The following is a 22106-nucleotide window of genomic DNA, read 5'->3' as shown; positions in this document are numbered from 1 at the left end:
GGGCGATGCCCCTGACGCGATGGTGCGAACACGGTCCCACGCTGGCCCGGTGTCAAACCGGAATCCTTTCAGCAGGCGTAGCAGCAACGGCAACGTGCCCTCAACTTGTATCTTGCAGTGTATCAGGGTCAGGGGCCCCACGTCACGAGCCGCCGCCCGGCAGGGCGGGCCCGTCAGTCGTCCAGATGACCCCGCTGAGGACGTCCTCGGCGGAGCGCGACCAGGGCGACGACGGCGCCCGCAAGCACGAGCGGCAGCGAGAGGCACTGCCCCATGGTGAGCCAGCCGGTGCCAAACAGGTAGCCCAGCTGCTTGTCGGGCAGGCGCACGAACTCGACGAGAAAGCGGAAGCAGCCGTACAGGACCAGAAACGTGCCAAGAAACGTGCCCTGAGGCAAGGTGGGGCGGCGACGGGCGAGCAGGTAGAGCAGCACGAACAGGACGACGCCCTCCAGCAGGGCCTCGTACAGCTGGGAAGGGTGCCGATACACCAGGCCGCCACCCGTGTCAGAGAACATGACGCCCCAGGGCAGGCTCGTCTCCTTGCCCCAGAGCTCGCCGTTGATGAAGTTTGCGCACCGCCCGAAGAACAGCCCCAGAGGGGCGCCGCACGCCACGAGGTCGCACATGGTCGCAAACGAGACGCGCAGGGAACGACAGATGGCGAGGCCCCCCACCACCGCCCCCACGAGACCGCCGTGAAAGCTCATGCCCCCCTCGCTGAGCGCAAAGACCTTGAGGGGCTGCTGAAGATAGTAGCCGTCGCCGTAAAAGAGCACGTAGCCAAGACGGGCGCCGACGATGACGCCCAGCGCCACGGCAAGGACCACGGACGTGACGTCGTCTGCCGTGAGACCCACGCCCCAACGACGGGAGTTGCGCGCGACCATGAGGCCCGCGAGCGCGAAGCCCGCAAGGTAGGCAAGGCCGTACCAGCGGATGGCCAGGGGCCCCAGCTGCAGGGCGACGGGGTTCAGGGCGTGATAGAGCTCATCGAGCCACATGGGCGAAACACTCCTTGCCTCGGACGGGGCCAGCCGCGCGGGTCCCGCGAATGAACGCGACGGACGGGTCGTCGTCGCCGGCGGCGGGCCCGCGGGGGCCGGTGTCGCGACGGCGCGGGAACGACCGATCAGGCACTGATGGCGTCTGCTACCAGGGCATGGCCGGCTGGACGCGCGTCACGCCCGGCACGTGCTCCCTGAGGATGCGCTCGATGCCCTCGCTCATGTCATAGCTCGACATGGGGCAGCCCGCGCAGGCCCCCTGCATCTCGAGCGTCACGACGCCGTCGTCGTCGCAGTTGACGAGCACCACGTCGCCGCCGTCGGCCTGCAGGCTCTGGCGGATGACCTCAAGGGTCGCGTCCAGGAGCTCTCGGTTGACCTTGGGGGGCTCCTGCGTCTGGGGGGCCTCCTGGGCCTGGGGGGCCTGTCCTTCCGTCTCGTTCTTGGCGTTGTCTGTCACGACGCTTCCTCTCCTGCGATGACGCGCCCCGGATCGAGGCAGCGTAAATCCTACCTATTGACGTGCATTTTTACGGAGTGTACCCCAAGAGCGGGCGGCCCTGTCAGGCGGGACGCCGCCCCGGCGAATCGCCGCGCGCCGGCGTTCATGCGATGGGCCGGAAGAGATGACCGTCGCTCGTGCCTTTCAGACGGGGTGCGGGACGCTCGCCTTTTCCCACGGCGCAAACGGCACGAACGACGCGCGCGACGGCGGAGGCGGCCTCCTCGGCAGAGAGCAGCGTGCAGTCGGCCATGAGCCGCGTGACGCCGGCGGCGAGGTACGCCCCCACCTCCGGGGTGGCGTCCAGCGGGCGGGCGGCGTAGATGCGGCTGCGACCCTCAAGGTCGGTGCGGACGGGAAGGAGCTGGCCCTTCCCGTCACGCAGCGAGAGGCGCTGGCCCCTCAGGGAGCAGCGGGCGCAGTCGTGGATGCAGCGGCCGGCCGTCTGGAGCACGCAGTGCTCGCTCGTCATGGCCCGGGGCCTGCCGCTGACGATGACGCCGCAGGGCACGGCCGCCATGCGTCCGAGGTCGCAGGCCTCTTGGAGCGTGAGCTCGCCCGAGAGCCAGAAGCCCCGGGCCCCCGCCTGTTCGAGCGCCACGAGGCAGCTCTCGTTGTGGACGGGGATGCAGGGACGCACCTCCGCCTTGGCGCCGCACTCCGCAGCAAGCGCGAGCTCGCTCACGTTACCCACGGCGCAGGGCTCCCCCGCGCGCACGAGCGGGTCCAGGCGGGCATGGTCGCCCTCGCGACACACCTCGTCGAGCCAGGGGATGGGCGCCGTCCTTCCGGGCCAGACCCTCCCCGCGCACTCGGCGTCGGCCAGCGCGTCGGCGGTGGCGTAGAGGCGCGTCGCTCCCGCCTCGAGCGCCGAGACGGCAACGGCGGGCGTGGGGACGAGGGCGCAGACCTCCGCGGCCGGGACGCCGCGGCGGGCGTCGCGCGCGGGCGCCCCTCCCCTCTCTCGCCTGAACGTGAGTTGGGCATGAATGTCGGCAAGGTCGGGGACGCGCGCCAGGCCGCGCTCGCGCACCGCCCTGCCAGAGGGCGCGAGCAGCCGCTCCTCAAGGAGCCTGCAGGCCTCGGCCCTCACCGCGTGGACCGCCGAGAAGCCCATGCCGCAGCCCTCGTCAAGCTTCACGTCAAAGGAGGCGGGCGCGAAGGGGCTCTGCCCCATGCGGCCCACGTGCTCGACGAGGTCCTCCCGCGTCACGGCCCTGGTGCGCGCGCCCTCCACCACAAAGCCCTCGGCGCATGCCGACGCCGACCCGTCCACGCAGGCGAGCTCCACCGAGAAGGGCTCGCCGCGGCGTGCGACGACCCTCACCGCGACCTGCCGTCGCGGCGGTCGCTCCCCTCCCGCGACCTGGGCAGCGTCGTCTAGCGCGGCCTGCGAGCGGATGACGCGCACGGGGGAGCCCGCCGGCATCGGGCGCGCCGTCGCACAGCGCAGGGTCTCGCCCGCGGCCGCGTCTGCGGGAGCCAGCGTTGTGAGAAATTGGCTGGGGTCGGCGAGGGGCCGCGCCTCGAGGAGGTCTCCCTTGCCCACCGGGGCGTCAAGGAGCACGTCTATGGTCGCGTAGGTCTTGGAGCGCAAGCGCGCGCGACCGCCGTTGGCGCCGCCGCGCCGGACCCTCCCCGACCCCAGGTCGCTCGATGCCGTCACGCTGCCCACGAGCTCGCCCCGGTTGTTGGACCTCTCGTAGCTCATCATGTCGTCATCCGAGCGACCGTCCAGGTAGGAGTTCGTAAAGTCGCGGTTGAACGCCCTGCGCAGGCGGGTGAGACGCGCCGAGCGCGCCGCCTCGTCAGGCTCCCTTCCCGCGGCGAGGTCGTCCAGCTGAAGGCGATAGGCGGACGCGACCGCATGCACGTAGTCGGGGGACTTCATGCGTCCCTCTATCTTGAGGGAGCTCAGGCCGGCCCGGGCGAGACGCCCCAGGTCGTTCATCGTGCAGTAGTCCTTGGGGCAGAGCGGCAGCCTCCTGCCGGGCGCGGAGACCACCTGACCCCGTGCGTCCACCAGGTCATACGGCAGCCGGCACGGCTGGGCGCAGAGCCCCCGGTTGGCCGAGCGGTCGCCCGCGAGCGAGCTCATGAGGCACGTGCCCGAGTAGCAGAAGCAGAGCGCCCCGTGCCCAAAGCCCTCAAGCTCCACGCCCTCCCGGGCGATGCGGGCGATCTCGGCCACCGAGAGCTCGCGCGAGAGCGTGACGCGCGATACGCCCAGGGCGCGACACCACGCGACGCCGCGGGCGTCGTGCACGTTGGCCTGGGTCGACACGTGTAGCTCCAGCTGGGGATAGCGCTCGCGCAGCTCAGCCATGAGGCCCCAGTCCTGGACGATGAAGGCGTCCGCCCCCAGAAGCCAGGCCGTGCGCACGAGCGCGAGGGCGCGGGGCAGCTCCTGGGTGCGGATGACCACGTTGACGGTCACGTACACCCGCGCCCCCGCCAGGTGGGCGGCGCGGCACGCGGCCTCGAAGGTCTGGTAGGTGAAGTTGCGCGCCCCGCGTCGGGCGTTGAAGTCGCTGCCCAGGGCGCAGTAGATGGCGTCCGCGCCGGCGGCGAGCGCGGCGTTGAAGGCCTCGGGGCTCCCGGCGGGGGCCAGAAGCTCGGGGACGCTGCAGGGGTCTGGATGGGTCACGAGGGAATGCTCCAGGGTCGGTGGGTGTCGAGGGCGCGCCGGGGCGCCGGCGGCGGAAGGTGGGGACGGCCGGGACGCGGCGGCGCGGCGAGCGCCAGGCGCCTTAGGCCCGCAGGTACCAGCCCGTCGTCAGCCACCTGCGCACGTCGTCCTTGGCATAGCGGAAGTAGTAGAGCGTACGGGCCGACAGCTTCCTTGGCAGCACGAAGCGACTGCGACCCGCGAGGAGCGACGTTGCCAGGCGCCTGTCCGCGTCGTTCGCAAGGCGCTGCGCCACGCCCTCGTCAAAGAACTCCCGCAGGACGTCGGACAGCTCGTTGGTCACCGCCAGGAACTCGCGCTGCGGAACCTTGAACAGCTCGACCATCGTGAAGTCCAGGGCCCACGAGATCATCTCGGGCGCATGGGCCTCAAGCAGGCCCATGCCCCGCCAGTCGGCCAGGATGTGCCGGGCGATGTTGACGTGCTCGCTCATCTTTGCGCCCAGGTCCTGGTTCATGCGGTCCATCAGGGACCCCGCCCGCCAGGCCTGATACTCGTAGAGCTTCTGCGAGAGGAAGACGGTGCGACGCGACCGCGGGTACACCGCAAAGCAGAACACCTGGTCCTCGCCAAAACGGACGTCCTCGTCAAAGAGCAGGTCGTTGTCAATGAGGAAGTCCCTCGCAAAGGCCATCCGCCAGGAGAACGGTCGTGACGCCTCCTTCATGAGCACGTCCATCGAGAAGCCGTCGTAGGTGACGTCCCTCGGGCTCAGGACAAAGTCCAGCCAGGGGCTCCCCGCCTCCGGAGGCGTGTAGGTGGCGCCAAAGGTGAGCACGTCAGCATTGGTGGAGCTAAGGGTGGAGACGATCTGCTCGCAGGCGGCGGGCACGAACGTGTCGTCGGAGTCCAGAAAGCACACGAACCTGCCCCGCGCATGCCTGATGCCGGCGTTGCGCGCGGACGAAAGGCCCCCGTTTGGCTTGCTGACGACCCTCACGCGAGCGTCCCTGCGCTCCCATTCCCTGAGCTTGTCAAGGGAGTCGTCAGTGGAGCCGTCGTTGACGCAGAGGATCTCGATGTTGCCGTAGGTCTGTGCGGCAAGGGAGCCAAGGCAGGTGTCCAGATACGAGGAGACGTTGTAGACCGGCACGACGACCGAGAGCAAGCCTCCCGTCATAGCCTTCCCATCGCCTTGAGCCTGACGAGGGTGGCGACGGCCCCCGGGCCGCCCGCCGCCCAGAAGTTCCTGACGGTCTCCCACTTGCTCTCGCTCGTCCTGGACCTGCGCCTGGCGGCAAAGAGGGCCTTGTTGTCGAGGATCTCCCTGAGGTCGCTCACCTGCCAGGGCATGAAGTACTGGAAGCAGGCAAGCTCGGGGTCCTTGAGGTACGAGCCGTCGAGGACGCCGGGCGCGATGGCGCCTGCGTCGACCTCCTCGCGCATCTCCCGCGAGAACCTGTCGAGGAACTCGTCCTTGAACTCGTCGGCAAGGCGGTCGTAGTTCCAGGAGTAGTTGAGGAACTTGACGTGGGCGCGGATGGGGTCAAGCTCCTCGCGCAGGTCGGGCCTGTCCTCCCTGAGGAAGCGGCTCATCTCCGCGTGCTCGTCGCAGGTGCAGTACACCTTGCCCTTGGAGTTGACCGACGAGTGCTCGTTGTCCTGGCGATAGTGCAGGAAGGCCCGGCCGGAGTACCTGACGCGCTCTGCGCAGGCCAGGACCTTGAACGTGAAGCTGGAGTCCTGGTACGAGGCGCCCGGGGTCGCAAGGAAGCGAATGTCGTTCTTGCGCAGGAAGTCCGTGCGGTACAGGGCGGACCAGATGGAGGGCTTCTTCCAGAACGCACCGGGCACCTTGCGGGCAACGTGGACGCCCAGGCTGATCATGTCAGGCGTGGCCAGTTCGCAGTAGATGTCGTGCCTCGAGGAGTACTCGGGCTTAGGCTCGGACCAGTAGAACCAGAAGGCGCACTTGAACATGTCAAGACGGTCCCTCTCGGCGTGCTTGACCATGTACTCTATGGCCTGGGGCTCCAAGAAGTCGTCTGACTCGAGAATGGAGATGTACGTTCCCGTGGCGGCGTCCATGCCTTGGTTCATCGAGTCGCCGTATCCGCTGTTTGCCTTGTCGATCACGCGAAAGCGGTCGTCCTGGTCAATGAACGACTGGATGATGTCGCGCGAGCCGTCCGTGGAGCCGTCGTTGATGCAGATGACCTCGATGGCGCGATAGGTCTGCGCCCTGAGCGAGCTGAGGCACTCCTCAAGGTACGTCTCGACGTTATAGATGGGAACCAGCACGCTTACCAAGGTATCAGTCGGATTGCTCATGAGCGCCTCCAGAGAATTCGCCTTCGCCTCCTCCGCCTTCAAGAGAGATGGCGTCATCCGATGGTAGCAGAATGACCCTCACCCGTCCCCCGGGTGCATCCCGCTAGAATGAAGCCATCAAAACTCACGGAGGTGCTTTGTGTACATCAACCATCCACTGACCCCCCGACACGCTTCCGCCCAGGCGCAACCATGGATCAAGCGCCTCATAGCTTCACTGGTCGTACTCGTGTTCATCGAGGTCTTCCTGATGAACTTCCGATTCTGGGAGTCGCTCACGTTTGGCGAGAGCGCAACGCCGAGCATCGCCTCAATTGGAGAAGGGCTTTTGGCACATGACGACGGCAGCTATACGGTCACCGACCCAGACAGAGCCTTCGTCGAGTACGCCGACCTTGGGCGCCACATTGACAACGTTGAGCTTGATCTTGACGTCCCGGGATGGGCTCCCACGTCTTGGAGAGATTCTTCCGGGCCGTACCTCATGACAAGGCTGGAGGCAAACGATGAGTCGAGCGCGGACCTCATCACGCTTCCCAAGACAACATACGCTCGCAACAATACACAGAGCCACTGGACCCGCATACATCTATCTGGTAAATCCCAAAGGCTCAGGCTTACCGTTAAGTGCCCCAAAGGGACGGAACTCACGATTGGTCAGACGCGAATCAACAGCGTCCGCCCCTTCCTCCTCTCTCCCGCACGCATTCTCGCGCTTGCAATCTGCATGTTCCTGTTCCAGCTCCTGCGCCCCTCGTCCCGCCTCTACTCCACCGACATGTTTGACGGCAAGCTTTCAAAGCGATTGGTTGTCATCTTCGTCTGTGCCGCCGAGATCGTTGTAACGGTATTCGTGGGAAGCATCGTCTCAAACGGGGAGATTGGAGCACAAACGACATCGGGCGCAACGGTCTATGACTTCAACCAGTACAATCACCTGGCCGACGCGCTCAGCGCGGGGAGGGTCTCCTTGGACCTGCCTGTGGCAAGCTCGCTCAAATCCCTGGACAACCCCTATGACTCCAAGCTCCGGGAGGAGACCCTTTCTAGGGCGGGCGAGACGTACTACCTGGACTATGCATACTACAAAGGAAAGTACTACTCCTATTTTGGGGTTTTGCCCGCCCTGACGCTTTTCCTGCCCTATAAGGCAATCACGGGGTATGACCTGAGCACTGCCCGTGCCGTCGTATTTATGGGAGCGGTGTACATACTGGCCATGAACCACCTGCTCCTGTCCCTTGGAAGAGCCCTTAGGGTTCGGATGAGCATAGGGACATTTTTGCTCGCCTCCCTGTCCATGGTGACATCATCAGGATTTCTCTATCTCATCTACCTCCCCCAGCTTTATTCCTTGCCAATACTCATGGGACTCAGCACGCTATTCGCCGGACTCGGCATCTGGCTGAGAGAGGAGGCTGGCTCAGGCGCACGAGGCTACCGCATCTGGGCCCTTGCCGGCGGCTCGTTCCTCATCGCATGTTGTCTCCTCTGCAGGCCTCAGTACTTTTTGGCAGTAGCGCTTGCCCTCCCGCTTTTCTGGGATGCCATAATAAAAAGGCGCGCCTTTTTCTCTCGCAGAGGTCTGGGGAACACGCTTGCGGTCATCCTCCCCTGTCTGCTTGTTGCCACAGTCGCCATGGCATACAATTTTACCCGGTTTGCTTCGCCCATTGATTTTGGCGCAACGTACAACCTGACCGGGAGCGATATGACCCACCGCAGCATTGACCTCGCTCGCTGCATTCCGGCCACATTCCAATACCTGTTCCAGCCAATCTCCCTTTGCGCCAGGTTTCCCTACATACTTGCGGCAAACATGGCCGTTGACTATCAAGGATACTGGTTCTTTGAACCATACCTTGGAGGAGCAGCCTGGTTCTGCCCGCTTATCTTCACGCTCTTTGGCCTACGCAGTCACCTGAGGGGCAAGTCTGGACTCTCGGTCAGGCTCGTTCCCACGCTTGTCATCCTCGCGGCAGTTATTCTTTTTGTCGACTTCCAGGTCGCGAGCGTGACCACGCGATACTTCAATGACTTTATGTGGCTGCTCATTCTCGCAACCTGGACAGTTTCCTGGGATGGAGCGAGGGAGAAGAGCTGCGGCTGTCCCACATATCTCATTCTGCTCGCCTCTGCCGGATGTGCTCTCAACGTGCTCGCACTTTTCGCCGAGGGGCACTATGCCCCCATGTCTCTATACTGTCCCAGTCTTTTCACCACACTCAGAACGTGGCTATATTGCTAGAAGGAGACTAGTCGTGACGCATGTCAAGCTGAGGAATGCCGCCTCCCCACAAGCAACCGCTCGGATGCCCGAGTTTGACATTGCCAAATGCGGGGCCTTTGTAGCCGTTATCATGGGACACTGCAGCTTTACAGGAATTCCGACGAGCATCATCCAATTCTGCTTCTCATTTCATATGCCGCTCTTCTTTATCGTAAGCGGATATTTCTGTAAACCCTCGGCGCGCCTTGACCGTTCGTTCGTCATGAGGAACATCAAGGCGTTGATCATCCCCTATGGACTGACCTGCCTCTTCATCGCCCTTGCCGCCGCAGTGGTAGGGGCGATAACGAGGGTGGGCCCACCCATGGATTCCGCCATCCATTGGCTGGTGTCGGGGGTATGGGGCTCGGGGGCAATCATGGACGGAATGCCTCCCTCCGTTGGGCTCATCGGCGCCATATGGTTTCTCTGGGCATTGTTTTGGGGAAGGCTCCTTCTTGCCGCAGCAAACCAAATGGGTCATCCTGCCATCGTGTCACTTATCCTATTCATAGTCGGCATCTCCACGACCAACCATGTCTGGCTCCCCTTCTCGATTCAGCCGGGCTTATGCGCGACACTCTTTCTCTGCATCGGGCAGCTCTCCCGCACTCATGACGTGTTCGAAAGGGGCAAAGTATCTCCGCTGCTCTGGTTCTGCGCTTTCATGACCTGGCTCTATTGCGCCGTATTTTTTGGACAGATGAACATGGCCGCTAATAGCTACCCTGCCGGCGCGATTGATGTCATAGGTGGAACGGCGGGAAGCCTTTGTCTTATCAAGGGGTCCCAGGCCCTCGTTCAGAGGGCGCCTCGGCTTGGCCAGGTCCTTGCGAATGCCGGCAGCATCACACTTCCCTTGCTCTGCGCACATATCATCGAGCTTGACGCTCTTCCCTGGCAGCTCATCCTTGACCACCTCTATCGGTTCTCTCAAATCGTGTGGCCTGCCGCGTTCTTGATTCAGCTCATCTCCACCATTGCCATTGCGTTCGCCATCCGATTGCTCCCACGTCCGATCTCCTCTGTCTTCTACTCCGGCATTCCAGACGCAAGCCAAGAGAAAGGAAGGCTGCACCGGTGAAAACACCCATCGCATATGGCAGAGGCATCAACCTAAAACCCGATTGGGCTGCGGTGGCAGCCGCGATGCTTTTCTTTGTATCAATGTGCGCGGGGCAGCTCACGCTTGACGTTATGTATGGTACGGCCACGGTTTCCGGATACTTCAAGACGCATGTTCCACAACTGCTTCAGTATGCGCTCCTTAGTGTTCTGGCCTTCCTGCTGGCAACAGCCTTCTTCTCGATCGCTCATCCCCATAACGCGCAACCGACTCATGCAAAAGGGCGTTCCTTCTTGGAAATATGCCGCCACTTCATTTTCAGGGACACAGCTACGATGTTTGCCTGCTGGCTTCCGCTCCTGCTGATTCGATTTCCTGGAAACCTTGACCCCGACACGCTCTGGCAACTTATGCAGACCAGGGGTTTGGCGCAGCAGTCCAACCATCATCCTTGGTTTGACACGATGTTCTTTTCGACCTTCTGGAATCTAGGGGACGTCCTTGGAAGCCATGCGTGGTCGCTTGGCATCTACGCACTGCTCCAGATGTGTTTAACCGCGCTCGTTCTGTCTCTTGCACTTTCTTACCTACGCTTCGTCATCCCAGCCGGACGCCACCTGCCCGCCATCTCCAAACTGTTCTATTGCCTGTACCCCGCCATTCCGCTTTTTTCAATGACCATGATGAAGGACTCCGTCTTCGCCGTATTTTGGATTCCCTTCCTCATCTGCTTCTATGAGATCGTGCGAACCAGAGGCGTCTGTTTGAAGAACAGGCTTTTCTCAGTTTTTTTCGCTATTGTCATTCTCATGCTCATGCTGACAAAAAAGACGGGCGTATACCTTGTTGTGCTTTCTGCAATTCCGCTCGTTCTTGCCTGCCGGGGGATGAAAAAGGTTCTTTGTTTGACCTGGGTTTTTGCTCCAGTTGCCATGTTCCTCCTCGTCTGGGAATCTCTTCTGCTTCCCATGATGGGCGTCATCAAGGGAGGAGAGGGTGAAATCATGTCGCTGCCCTCCCAGCAGGTTGCATATTACCTGCAAACACATGGTGACGAGATGACCCCCGCCGGATGGGATGCCCTCAGGGGCGTCTACACCTCCCCTGAGCTGCTGGCAAGCTCGTATCAGCCCGGACGAGCAGACTTCACCAAGCGCTACTGGAAGCAGAGCACCCCCAAAGAGCGTGCGGCATTCTTTGCATGGTACGGAACTGAGATGTTTCGCCACCCGGGCACGTTCGCTTTGCCTGCACTTGCTAACACCCTGCCGATCTATTTCCCTGACACGGTGACCGAGGACGATGAGAGCCTCATCTTCTATCGAAACAATCTCAAGTCATCTGAAATGGGGGACGCGGGACTTGAACAAACGTTGCTCGAATTCTCGGGAGGCCTTGGCACCAAGGAGGGAATAGCCGACATGATGTCGGGGGCATATAGAAATCCCCTGGTCAGCAAAATGTCGGACTCCTTCGATGTCCTGTTGAGAAATTTCATGAGCGCAACGTTCCCGCTCTTTGTAAAATGCCTCTTCACATGGTGGATACCTGTGCTGGTATTTCTCGGATGCCTTCGTCAGAAGAACCTCAGGGGCATGCTCACCATGATTCCGACAATAATAGCCTGGCTAACCCTTATTGCAGGGCCAATTGCCTTGCCTCGCTACATGGTCCCATTTGTATTTAGCGCCCCCCTGCTACTTGCCTCACCGTGGATAGGACATGCTGCACCAAAGGCAGGAGAGGCTAAGTCAGGGACCTAAGGGCAAGGTCTCGCCCGGTGCACAAGGCCCCTGCGGCCGCTCGCACGGGACCGGCAGTTCGTCTTTGTAGGATGGGTATGGTTGCCCGTTTGGAAGTACTTGCAGGGAGCGAGGCTACACCAGCCGCGCCCAGCGGCGCTTGCCGGCCTGGAGCACCGTTCCCGGCCCCAGGAGCGCGGGGCTCACGTTATAGCCCTTGGCAGGGACGGGGGCGCCGTCGATCTTGACGCCGCCGCCGTCCACGAGCCTGCGCGCCTCGCCCGCCGACGCGGCGATACCGACGTCCACGAGGAGCTTGCCCAGGTACACCTGCCCCTGGTCGTTGACGGCGGCGACCGTCGCCGAAAACTCGGGGACGTCATCAGGCACCTCGCCCTTCTTAAACGTGGCGTCAAAGGCCGCAAGAGCGCGTTGGCCCTCCCCCGCCCCGTGGTACAGGTCCACGATATTGGCGGCGAGGGTCCGCTTGAGCCGGTACGGGTCGGCGCTGCCGTCCGCGAACGCGGCGTCGATGGCGTCCATCTCGTCGAGCGAGACGGTGGAGCACAGGCGGTAGTACATGGGCACCAGCTCGTCGGCGATGCTCATGAGCTTGCCGAACATGTCCTGGGGCGCGTCCGTGAGGCCCACGTAGTTGCCATAGCTCTTGGACATCTTCTTGACGCCGTCGGTGCCCACCAGAAGCGGCATCGTGAGCGCCACCTGGGGCTCCATGCCCCGCGAGCGCATGAGGTCGCGGCCGGCGAGGAGGTTGAAGATCTGGTCGTTGCCGCCCATCTCGACGTCGGCGTCGATCACCACGGAGTCGTAGGCCTGCAGCACCGGGTAGATGAACTCGTGCAGGGCGATGGAGCGACCCTCCTCGTAGCGCTTGTGGAAGTCCTCGCGCTCGAGGATGCGCGCCACGTTGAACTGGCTCATGAGGCCCAGCATCTGTGAGAGGTCGAGGGGCTTGAGCCACTCGCCGTTGTGGACGATGGTGGTGCGATCGGGGTCGAGCACTTTCATGGCCTGCTCGACATAAGTCCGAGCGTTAGCTTCCACCTGCTCCTCCGTGAGGGGGGGTCGGGTGCTGTCGCGACCCGAGGGGTCGCCGATGAGCGCGGTGCCGTTGCCGATGATGAGCGTGACCTTGTGTCCCAGGTCCTGGAACTGCCTCATCTTGCGCAGGGGGACGGCATGGCCCAGGTGCAGGTCGGGCGAGGTGGGGTCCACGCCGAGCTTGATGTTGAGGGGCCGCCCCTCCTCGAGCTTTCTTTTCAGCTCGTCCACAGGGACGATCTGCATGGTGCCCGACGTGATGACCTTGAGCTGCTCGTCAACTGACAACAACGCGTATACCTCCAGGGATGCGGTCCCGCCCCTGCGGGCGGACGATGCGGCAAATCGTGCTTTCCTAGGATACCTCAACGAGACGGGTGCGCCCCCCACGGCATCGAGCCCCAGGGGCGATTCCCCGTGGCGAGGGGCCAGGGGTGCCCTTTTGGCGCGACATATGCAATCATAGGGAAATCACAGGTCAACCCTACGACCCAAGGGGACTTTCATGCATGCCTCCTCGCCCGTCACAGCAAAGGTCCTGGGCGCCGCCGTCGCGGCCGTCATCCTGCCGTTTCTCATGACCCCCACGAAGACCCTGGCGCTTGAGGGCGCCCCCATGGCGGAGAGCGTGGACGCGGCTGCCTCTCGCGCCATATGGTCCGAGGGCGCCGCGATGACGAGCTCCACCACCGCGAATGAAGCCGCGGCATCGGCCACGGCGCATGCGGCTACGACGAAGCCCGTCTCTGCGGGCGACTCCTTGACGGCGGACTCCCCAGAGGAAACGGACGATTCCGCCTCCCCCAACGCGGGAGAGCCAAACGCCGGCCAGGCGCCAGCGGCGGACTCCCTACCCTCGGGGGACGCCGCCGAAAATCCGCAGGATCCTGCGACGCCGGCCGCCCACGTGGCGCAGGGGGCGGGCGCAGACGACGCCTTGGGTGAGGCCGCCGCGTCCGAGAACCCCGCGTCAGGCGCCGACGCGCCCCGTCAGGCGACCGGGACGGCCGCCAAGGCGCCGGCCCAGGTCGTCCGCGACGGACTGTACGAGATAACGGCCGGCACCTCCTCGTCGCTGAGGCTTGACGTCTCTGGCGGCTCGACGGCCGACGGCGCCCGCGTCCAGGTGTGGAGCGCCAACGACAGCTCCGCGCAGCGCTGGAAAATCACGGCCGGGAGCGACGGCTACTACACCATCATGAACGTCGGAACGGGCAAGTACCTTGACGTGCGCTGGGCGGCCGCCACGAGCGGCGCGCACGTTCAGCAGTACAGCGGAAACGCAAGTTACGCCCAGCAGTGGAGAATCGTGCCGGACGCCGCCCGCGCGGGCTACTTCATGTTCCTCTCGCGCCTTGACGAGTCCCTCGCGCTGGACGTGCCCGGAGCGTCATCCGCAAGCGGCGCGCGCATCCAGCTCTACGCCAGAAACGGCAGCTCCGCCCAGAGCTTCTGCCTCTCGCGCCTGCAGGCAGCGATCGATGACGGCGTGTACGTCGTCGCCAACTCCGGATCGGGACATGCCCTCGACGTGAACGCCGCCTCGCTGGCCGACGGGGCAAACGTGCAGCAGTACGCCCCAAACGGGACCCTCGCCCAAGCGTTTCGCCTGTCCTATGACGCTGCCACGGGCTACTACACCGTCATAAACGCCCAAAGTGGCAAGGTGCTGGACGTGGCGGGCGGGCGCTCGGGCGACTGCACCAACGTCCAGCAGTACGCGTCCAACGGCAGCGCGGCGCAGCGCTGGGTCATCCGGAGGCTCGATGACGGAACCTTCGGGTTCTTCTCGGCCATAGACGGCAGGGCGCTCGACATTGCCTCGGGCTCCCTGAGCTCGTGTGCCAACGTGCAGACCTTCCGCTGGAACGGCACGCGCGCGCAGCGCTGGACGCTGAGCGCGACCACCGCGTGGCTCAAGGACGACAGCTACGAGCTGGTGTGTGCCGCAAACACGAGAATCGCCGTTGCCGTCGGCCGCCACGGCGGACCGGGCGAAGGCGCCCTCACCACGTCCGTCCGGAAGCCGGCCAACCCCTACCGCAAGTGGCGGCTCGTGCGCGGGCACGACGGGTACGTGCACCTTGTGAACCTGGCCACGGGTCTTGCCCTGACGGCGAGCCCCGGCGGGGCGAGCGGCGACGTCATCGGCCAGTCCGCCTACACGGGGGCCCACGAGCAGCAGTGGCTCCCCGTGCTCACGACGGGCGGCATCATGCTGCAGTCGAGGCTCTCCCCCTCCGTCGTCATGGACATTCGGGGGGGTTCGACGAGCGCGGGGGCGACGGTCCAGACCTTCGCGAGCAACGGGACGCCGGCACAGCGCTTCCTGTTTGTCCCCACGAGCCTGCTTGCGACCAACAGGAGCTACCACATCTCGAGCGCCGCGTTTCGGACGATGTCCGTGGACGTTCCAGGCGCGAGCACCGCGGCCGGGCAGGACGTCTGGCTCTACACGTCCAACGGGACGGCAGCCCAGATGTTCTATGTCGAGGACGCCGGCAACGGGCGCGTCCGCCTCATGAACGCCAACTCAAGGCTGTACCTCTCGTCCACGCCCGGCGACGAGTACGTGAGGCAGGTCACCTCCAGGGACGCGGCCTCCTCGCTGTGGACCGTCTCGTTTGGCAACGACATCAACGCCCTGCGCCTGACGAACGCGGCGACGGGGCTTGTCATCACGAGCGGCACGAACGCAAGGGGGGCAAACGCCGCGCTCTTCACCACGGCCCAGAGCACGGGTGACGTTCATGAGGGATTCTTCCTCGTGCCCGTGAGGGTGAGCTCCCAAGGCAGGCTCAACGGCATCGACATCGCAAGCTACCAGGCGGGCATCGACCTGTCCAAGGTCCCCTGCGACTTCGTGATGGTGAAGGCGACGCAGGGCGCCCGCTACGTCAACCCCACGTGGAAGACCATGGCAGACCAGGCCCTCTCCCTTGGCAAGCTCCTTGGCTTCTATCACTTCGTGAGCACGGGCGCCGGCGCGATCGCGGAGGCGACTCACTTTGTGGACACCGTCCGCGACTACGTGGGAAGGGCGATCCTCGTGCTTGACTGGGAGAACAACGACATCACGGGCGAGCAGAACCTCAGCCGAGGCCCCGCCTACGCCAAGGCCTTCCTCGACAAGGTGTACGAGCTCACCGGGGTGCGGCCCCTCATCTACACGAGCAAGAGCGTCACGCGCGAATACGACTGGAGCTCGGTGGCCAGCAGCGGCTACGGCCTTTGGGTCGCCCAATATGCGAACATGGCCCCCCAGCATGGGTATAACCCCGACCCCTGGACCGACGGCAGAGGCTATGGTGCCTGGGACGCCCCGACGATGTTCCAGTACACGTCGACAGGCTACCTCAGCGGCTGGGGGTCGCCTTTGGACCTGGACGTCTTCTACGGCGACGAGGAGGCCTGGAACGAGCTCGCCTCGCGCACCTGACGCGCCGTCAGGCCGCGCGCCCTGCCAAGGCCCTGCCCCTACCCCGCAAGGGGACGGGGCAGGGCCTTCACGTAGCGCTCGAGCTCGTCCTCCCAGGCGTCGGGGACGAAGCCCGCAGACGCCAGCTTGCACAGCGAGAGGACGGAGCTTCTGGGGCGCGGCGCCACGGGGCCCTTGGAGCCCCGGGAGTACTCGTCGGTCGAGACGCCCACCACCACCTCCGGCGACCCGTTGCCGTTGCGCAGGTCAAACACGCGCCGGGCGAGCTCGTGCCAGCTCGTCGGCTCCCCCGAGCCGGTAAGGTCATAGCAGCCGAAGGGCGCGGAGGTCTCCAGAAGGTGCAGGATGCCCCGTGCCAGCTGACGCGCGAAGGTGGGCCGGCCCAGCTGGTCGTTCACAACCCGCACCTGCGTCAGGTCGTCATGAGGGTCCGCGACCCTATCGGAGAGGCGGGCCATGGTCCTCACGAAGTTACGCCCCTGTCCGACGACCCAGCTCGTGCGCAGGAGATAGTGCGAGGGGCAGACCCGGACCGCTAGGTCGCCCGCCGCCTTGGCCTGGCCGTAGACCGAGAGGGGCGTGGGGGTCTCGTCCTCGTCGTGCTCGGCGACGGTGCCGTCGAACACGTAGTCGCTGCTCACATGCACGAGGGTGATACCCGCGTCGGCACACGCCCGCGCAAGGCGGGCGGGGCCCACGGCGTTTGCCGCCCAGCAGGCGCGACGCCCCTCGGCGGTCTCGGCGCCGTCCACGTTGGTGTAGGCGGCGCAGTTGACGAGCGCGCCGTAGCGGCTGCCGTCAAGCGCGTCCGGGGCGTGGGGGTCCGTGAGGTCAAACTCGTCACGGCCCCAGAACTCGAAGTCACCTGCGCGGCCCCGCTCCTCGACGAGGGTGCGCAGGGCGCGCCCCAGCTGGCCGTCCGCGCCGACGACGAGCGTCCTCTTGGGCGCCATGGGTCGCACGTCCCTCAGGAGGGGGTGGTGCCGGTCCGCCTCGGAGAGCTCGCACTCGTCCAGGGGGATGGGCCAGGCGATGGCGAGGTCGGGGTCGGCCAGGTTCACGAAGGTGTAGCTTGCCTTGAGCGCGGCGGACCAATGGGCGTCCACGAGGTAGACGTAGGTCGTGCCGTCCTCGAGCGCCTGGTAGGAGTTAATGACGCCCCGAGGCACGTAGACGGCCCTGCTTGCGTCGATGGTCGTGGTGAAGACCGTGCCGTAGGTCCGGCTGCCCTCGCGCAGGTCGACCCAGGCGCCAAAGATGGAGCCCGTGGCGACGCTCACGAACTTGTCCCACGGCTCCCCGTGGATGCCGCGGGTGGCTCCGCGTCGCTCGTTGTACGAGACGTTGTTCTGAACCCAGCGACGGTCGGGCACGCCCAGCTCGACCATCTTCTGACGCTGCCAGTTCTCCTTGAACCAGCCGCGGTTGTCCCCATGGACCGCGAGCTCGACGATCTTGAGGCCCTCGATGCCCGTCTCGACGAGCCTGAGGCTCTTCTCATACTCCATGCTTGCCTTCCTCTGGTCGAGACGACTCCGGCGCGTCGTCACGTCGCCGGCAGGGTTCCTGCCCGTCACTGGCCCTGGACGGCGTAGCGGGCCTCCGTCTTCTCCTTGACGGGACGCCACCAGGACTCGTTCTCGCGATACCAGGAGATGGTCTGGTCGAGCCCCTCGGCAAAGTCGGTGTGCAGGGGCCGCCAGCCCAGCTCCTCCCTGAGCTTGGTGGGGTCGATGGCATAGCGGCGGTCGTGCCCGGGCCGGTCGCGCACCCAGTCAAAGGCGTCGGCGGGCTGCCCCATGCGCTCCAGGATGGCCGCGAGGACGTCACGGTTGCTTCTCTCGCCGTCCGCGCCAATGAGGTAGGTCTCGCCGAGCCGGCCGCGCGTGAGGATGTCCCAGACGGCGCGGGAGTGGTCCTCGGTATGGATCCAGTCGCGCACGTTCTTGCCGTCGCCGTACAGCTTGGGACGGACGCCGCAGAGGACGTTGGTGACCTGCCGGGGAATGAACTTCTCGACGTGCTGGTAGGGCCCGTAGTTGTTGGAGCAGTTAGAGATGGTGGCACGCACGCCGTATGTGCGGTGCCAGGCGCGCACGAGCAGGTCGGAGCTCGCCTTCGTTGAGCTGTAGGGGCTCGAGGGCCTGTAGGGGTCGTCGGGCCTGAAGCGTCGCGGCTCGTCCAGGGCGAGGTCGCCGTAGACCTCGTCGGTTGACACGTGATGAAAGCGCAGGTCATGCCTGCGACAGGCCTCGAGGAGGCGGTAGGTGCCCTCGACGTTGGTGCGGACGAAGGGGTCGGGGTCCTCGATCGAGTTGTCGTTATGGGACTCCGCGGCAAAGTGGACGATGGCGTCATGGCCCGGCGCCAGGCGCTCGAGAAGCCCCTCGTCGCAGATGTCACCCACCACGAGCTCGACGCGCTCGGGGGGCAGGCCCGCGAGGTTGGCGGGGTTGCCGGCGTAGGTGAGCTTGTCAAGGACGGTCACGTGCACGTCGGGATGCGCCCGCGCCACATGGTGGACGAAGTTGCTCCCGATGAACCCGCAACCTCCCGTCACGATGATGTTCGCGGGCACGAAGGGCTCGGCCATGTTCACTCCCCATCCAGGTCGGCGAAGCGGTCGGGGGCGATCCTGCCCTCGGCCACCTGAAGCAGATGACTGCCGTAGTTGCTCTTACCATAGCGCCTCGCGCACTCGAGGAGCTTCTCCCGCGTGACCCACCCGTTGTCGTAGGCGACCTCCTCGGGCACCGAGACGGGCAGGTCCTGAGCCGTCTGGACCGTCCGCACGAACTGGGAGGCCTCGAACAGCGACTCCATCGTGCCCGTGTCAAGCCAGGCGAAGCCACGCCCCAGCGTCACGACGTCAAGGCTGCCGTCCTCGAGATACAGGCGGTTGAGGTCCGTGATCTCGTACTCGCCGCGCGCCGAGGGCGTGACCCTCGACGCCAGCTCGCACACCCGCTCGTCATAAAAGTAGAGGCCGGTCACGGCGTAGCTACTTTTGGGGCGGGCCGGCTTCTCCTCGATGGAGATTGCGTTGTAGTCGGCGTCAAACTCGACGACGCCGAAGCGCTCGGGGTCGTCCACGCGATAGCCAAACACGGTGGCGCGCCCCGCGCGCGCGGAGGCGACGGCGTGCCTGAGCCTGCCCGTGAGCCCGTTGCCGTAGAAGATGTTGTCCCCCAGCACGAGGGCGCAGGCCTCGCCGCCCACGAACGGAGCGCCGATAACGAAGGCCTGGGCGAGGCCGTTGGGAGTGGGCTGCTCAGCATACGAGAGCGTGATGCCAAAGTCGGACCCGTCGCCCAGCAGGCGCTGGAAGTTGGGGAGGTCCTGGGGCGTGCTGATGATCAGGATGTCCCGGATGCCCGCAAGCATGAGCGTGGAGAGGGGGTAGTAGACCATGGGCTTGTCATAGACGGGCAGCAGCTGCTTGGACGTGACCGTGGTGAGGGGATAGAGACGCGTCCCCGAGCCGCCCGCCAGAATGATGCCCTTCATGTGATGCCCCCCTGCCGCATGCTCGCCTACATAGCTCCACCATGTCAGCCACACCCTGTAAGGGTACCTGAATCGGCTGGCGCGCGGTCGTCACAATCACGCTCGGCGGGCCTTTGCCGCCCAGCGCAGAGCCCGCGTCGCACATTCCCAAGGCGGCGCGCCCCATCCGCCGCGCGGCGGGCGCCGCACGCCCCTGCCACGCCGCGTTCCCTGGGCGCAGGGCGGGACGGGCGGGCAGGTCACCTATAATGATGCATGACTGTTTGTTCAAGGAGGCATACATGGGCATTCGCACCCGTCGGGCTCGTACGCGCTCGCGCACGCACATCGTGGGATTTGGCATCGCCGGTATCTTCGGCTTTGTCGCCCTCCTGGTCCTTGCCCTGTGCATATCGCTCGGCGCCCTCGTGGGCCAGTGGCTTCAGGACCTCCCCGACTACTCCTCGGCGGACGCGTACCTCGTGGCCGAGCCCACCACCGTCTATGCCGCGGACGGCTCCGTCATCAGCGAGTATTACGTGCAGAACCGTCGCACGGTGGAGCAGGACCAGATGTCCGACTACGTCCTCAAGGCCATCATCGACACGGAGGACAAGCGCTTCTACCAGCATAACGGCGTGGACCCCCAGGGTATCGTCCGCGCGGCCGTCGTCCAGCTCGGCGGCGGCTCCGAGGGCGCCTCCACGATCACCCAGCAGCTGGTGCGCAACACGGTCCTCTCGGACGAGCAGTTTGAGCAGACGCTCAAGCGCAAGGTCCGCGAGGCCTACATCGCCGTCCAGATGGAGAAGATGTACACCAAGGACCAGATCCTGACCATGTACCTCAACACCATCTACTTTGGCCACAGCGCTTACGGCATCGAGGCGGCTGCCGTCACCTACTTTGACAAGGACGCCAAGGACCTCACGCTCGCCGAGGCGGCCACGCTCTGCGGCCTGCCCCAGTCTCCCACCACCTATGACCCCCTCGCCAACCCCGAGCTCGCCACGACGCGCCGCAACACGGTCCTCGACCGCATGCTGACCGCCGGCGACATCACGCAGGAGGAGCACGACGCCGCCGTGGCCGAGCCCCTGGAGACCAACGAGGGCAGCTTCACCGACGCGCAGAACGAGTACCCCTATTTCACCGACTACATCAAGCAGGTGCTCCTCCAGGACTTTGACCAGGACACCATCATGAAGGGCGGCCTCAAGGTCTACACGACCCTCAACCCCGCGACGCAGAGGTCCGCCGAGGATGCCGTGAGCTCCCAGCTCAGCGCCATCGGCAACCCCAAGCTCCAAGCGGCCCTCGTGGCCATTGACCCCAACACGGGCTACGTGCTCGCCATGGTCGGGGGACGCGACTACCACACGAGCCAATACAACATGGCGACGGACGCCCGGCGCCAGGTGGGGTCGAGCTTCAAGACCTTCACACTGATAGACGCCATATCCCAGGGCATGAACCCCAACATCTACCTCACATGCAACTCGCCCATGCGCTTTACCTCCACCTGGAAGGTCCAGAACTTTGCTAACGCGAACTACGGGAACATCTCGTTGGCACGAGCCTTCGCCGTGTCGTCCAACACCGGCTTCGTGCAGGTGGCCCAGGCGGTCAAGTCGGAGAGCATCGTCTCGACCGCCCAGTCGCTGGGCATTCGCGAGCCGATGGAGGCCTATGACTCCCTGACGCTGGGCACGACGGGGATCCCCCCCATCCAGATGGCGGAGGCCTATGCGACCGTCGCCACCAACGGCGTGCATCGAGGCGCCGTGGCCATCACCAAGATCGAGGACCGCAACGGCAACGTGGTCTACCAGCATGAGGACAGCCCGACCCAGGCCATCAGCGCCCCCGTCGCACAGGCCTCCCGCGAGGTCATGGAGGGCGTGTGCAAAGGCGGCGGCACCGCAAGCCAGCTCACTTCGCTCATGAAGGTCAACCAGCCCGTCGCCGGCAAGACCGGCACGTCCGAGAACTACCGCGACCTCTGGTTCTGCGGCATCACGCCCCAGCTCTCCGTGGCGATCTGGTGCGGCTACGAGCAGGAGGCGGCGGTCTACGTGGGCGGGTCGTACGGCCACCCCTACAACACGGCCGTCCCCATCTTCGCCAAATTCCTCAACGGCGTCCTCGAGGGCGTCGCGCGCGAGGAGTTTCCCACCACCAAGGAGGCCGTGACGTACAAGCCCAACCGCGACTGGACCTTCTCAAAGACCAACGCGTCCATCTCGGGCATTACCACCCCCACGACGCTGAGCTGGACAAACGCGATTCTTGCGCCACCCAAGCCCGAGGAGGAGGAGAAGAAGGAGGAGGGCGCCGACGCCAGCCAGGACACCCGCACGACCAAGACGGGCGACACCGGGACGCAGACGACGACGGGGACGACGCCCTCGACGACGGGCGAGACGGGCGGCGGGACGACGGGCGCGGGTACCTGACCGGCGCCGCGGACGGCCTTTGAGGCCTGCACGGACGATGCAAGAGGCCGACCTACGAGGTCGGCCTGAGGGGCATGCCTGCGAGCTGTCCTGACGTCGTCTTTGCCCCTTGGGCGT

14 protein-coding genes are annotated in these 22106 nt (G+C 64.9%); 5 read left to right on the top strand and 9 right to left on the bottom strand.

Annotation, left to right across the window (positions count from 1 at the left end; translation table 11 throughout):
- Nucleotides 1-173: 173 nt before the first annotated feature.
- From lgt to HMPREF2826_RS05335, 5 genes are all read right to left on the bottom strand, one after another.
- Nucleotides 174-1004, bottom strand: coding sequence for a prolipoprotein diacylglyceryl transferase (gene lgt / locus HMPREF2826_RS05355; protein ID WP_070639850.1), 831 nt, complete (start codon nt 1002-1004; stop codon nt 174-176).
- A gap of 148 nt (nt 1005-1152) precedes the next feature.
- Complete coding sequence (locus tag HMPREF2826_RS05350; RefSeq protein WP_070641172.1) at nt 1153-1371, bottom strand: NifU family protein; 219 nt, start codon at nt 1369-1371, stop codon at nt 1153-1155.
- 241 nt (nt 1372-1612) lie between these two features.
- Nucleotides 1613-4156, bottom strand: coding sequence for a U32 family peptidase (locus tag HMPREF2826_RS05345; RefSeq protein WP_070639847.1), 2544 nt, complete (start codon nt 4154-4156; stop codon nt 1613-1615).
- 103 nt (nt 4157-4259) lie between these two features.
- The gene (locus HMPREF2826_RS05340; protein WP_070639844.1) at nt 4260-5318 is read right to left on the bottom strand and encodes a glycosyltransferase family 2 protein; all 1059 of its coding nucleotides are present in this window, start codon (nt 5316-5318) and stop codon (nt 4260-4262) included.
- Nucleotides 5315-6469, bottom strand: coding sequence for a glycosyltransferase (locus HMPREF2826_RS05335; RefSeq protein ID WP_070639840.1), 1155 nt, complete (start codon nt 6467-6469; stop codon nt 5315-5317). Before HMPREF2826_RS05335 ends, HMPREF2826_RS05340 begins: the two co-directional genes overlap by 4 nt.
- Nucleotides 6470-6608: 139 nt before the next feature.
- Between HMPREF2826_RS05335 and HMPREF2826_RS09425 the strand changes: the two genes are divergently transcribed.
- The 3 genes from HMPREF2826_RS09425 to HMPREF2826_RS05320 are packed head-to-tail and all read left to right on the top strand — an operon-like array spanning nt 6609 to nt 11567.
- Nucleotides 6609-8717 (top strand): hypothetical protein, encoded by a 2109-nt coding sequence (locus tag HMPREF2826_RS09425; protein WP_070639837.1) that lies wholly within the window; start codon nt 6609-6611, stop codon nt 8715-8717.
- Between the two features lie 13 nt (nt 8718-8730).
- A complete protein-coding gene (locus HMPREF2826_RS05325) occupies nt 8731-9822 on the top strand; it encodes an acyltransferase family protein (protein ID WP_070639833.1) in 1092 nt (363 codons plus the stop codon).
- Nucleotides 9819-11567 carry a DUF6020 family protein gene (locus HMPREF2826_RS05320; RefSeq protein ID WP_070639830.1) on the top strand — a complete coding sequence of 583 codons (1749 nt, stop codon included), beginning with the start codon at nt 9819-9821 and terminating at the stop codon, nt 11565-11567. The genes HMPREF2826_RS05325 and HMPREF2826_RS05320 overlap by 4 nt, the downstream gene beginning before the upstream one ends.
- A gap of 114 nt (nt 11568-11681) precedes the next feature.
- Here HMPREF2826_RS05320 and tyrS read toward each other — a convergent pair whose 3' ends face one another.
- Nucleotides 11682-12899, bottom strand: a complete 1218-nt coding sequence (gene tyrS, locus HMPREF2826_RS05315; RefSeq protein WP_070639827.1) for a tyrosine--tRNA ligase — start codon at nt 12897-12899, stop codon at nt 11682-11684.
- Between the two features lie 214 nt (nt 12900-13113).
- Here tyrS and HMPREF2826_RS05310 point away from each other — a divergent pair, with 214 nt between their 5' ends.
- Complete coding sequence (locus HMPREF2826_RS05310) at nt 13114-16047, top strand: RICIN domain-containing protein (protein ID WP_070639825.1); 2934 nt, start codon at nt 13114-13116, stop codon at nt 16045-16047.
- A gap of 38 nt (nt 16048-16085) precedes the next feature.
- On the opposite strand, the gene HMPREF2826_RS05305 is transcribed toward HMPREF2826_RS05310, so the two are convergent.
- The 3 genes from HMPREF2826_RS05305 to rfbA all read right to left on the bottom strand — a co-directional run bounded on the left by HMPREF2826_RS05305 (nt 16086) and on the right by rfbA (nt 19554).
- On the bottom strand, nt 16086-17555 hold the full coding sequence (locus HMPREF2826_RS05305) for a sugar nucleotide-binding protein (RefSeq protein WP_070641170.1): 1470 nt from the start codon (nt 17553-17555) through the stop codon (nt 16086-16088).
- Between the two features lie 65 nt (nt 17556-17620).
- Nucleotides 17621-18640 (bottom strand): dTDP-glucose 4,6-dehydratase, encoded by a 1020-nt coding sequence (gene rfbB, locus HMPREF2826_RS05300; RefSeq protein WP_070639822.1) that lies wholly within the window; start codon nt 18638-18640, stop codon nt 17621-17623.
- A gap of 2 nt (nt 18641-18642) precedes the next feature.
- Nucleotides 18643-19554: a glucose-1-phosphate thymidylyltransferase RfbA gene (gene rfbA, locus HMPREF2826_RS05295; RefSeq protein WP_070639818.1), complete on the bottom strand. Its 912-nt coding sequence runs from the start codon at nt 19552-19554 to the stop codon at nt 18643-18645.
- A gap of 281 nt (nt 19555-19835) precedes the next feature.
- Here rfbA and HMPREF2826_RS05290 point away from each other — a divergent pair, with 281 nt between their 5' ends.
- Entirely contained in the window at nt 19836-21989 is a 2154-nt protein-coding gene (locus tag HMPREF2826_RS05290) for a transglycosylase domain-containing protein (RefSeq protein WP_070639815.1), read from the top strand.
- Nucleotides 21990-22106: the final 117 nt, after the last annotated feature.

The organism is Olsenella sp. HMSC062G07 (assembly GCF_001811895.1).
Taxonomy (GTDB): domain Bacteria; phylum Actinomycetota; class Coriobacteriia; order Coriobacteriales; family Atopobiaceae; genus Olsenella_F; species Olsenella_F massiliensis.
The sequence above is the reverse complement of the archived record's forward strand: the minus strand, read 5'-3'. Positions and strand labels throughout refer to the sequence as shown.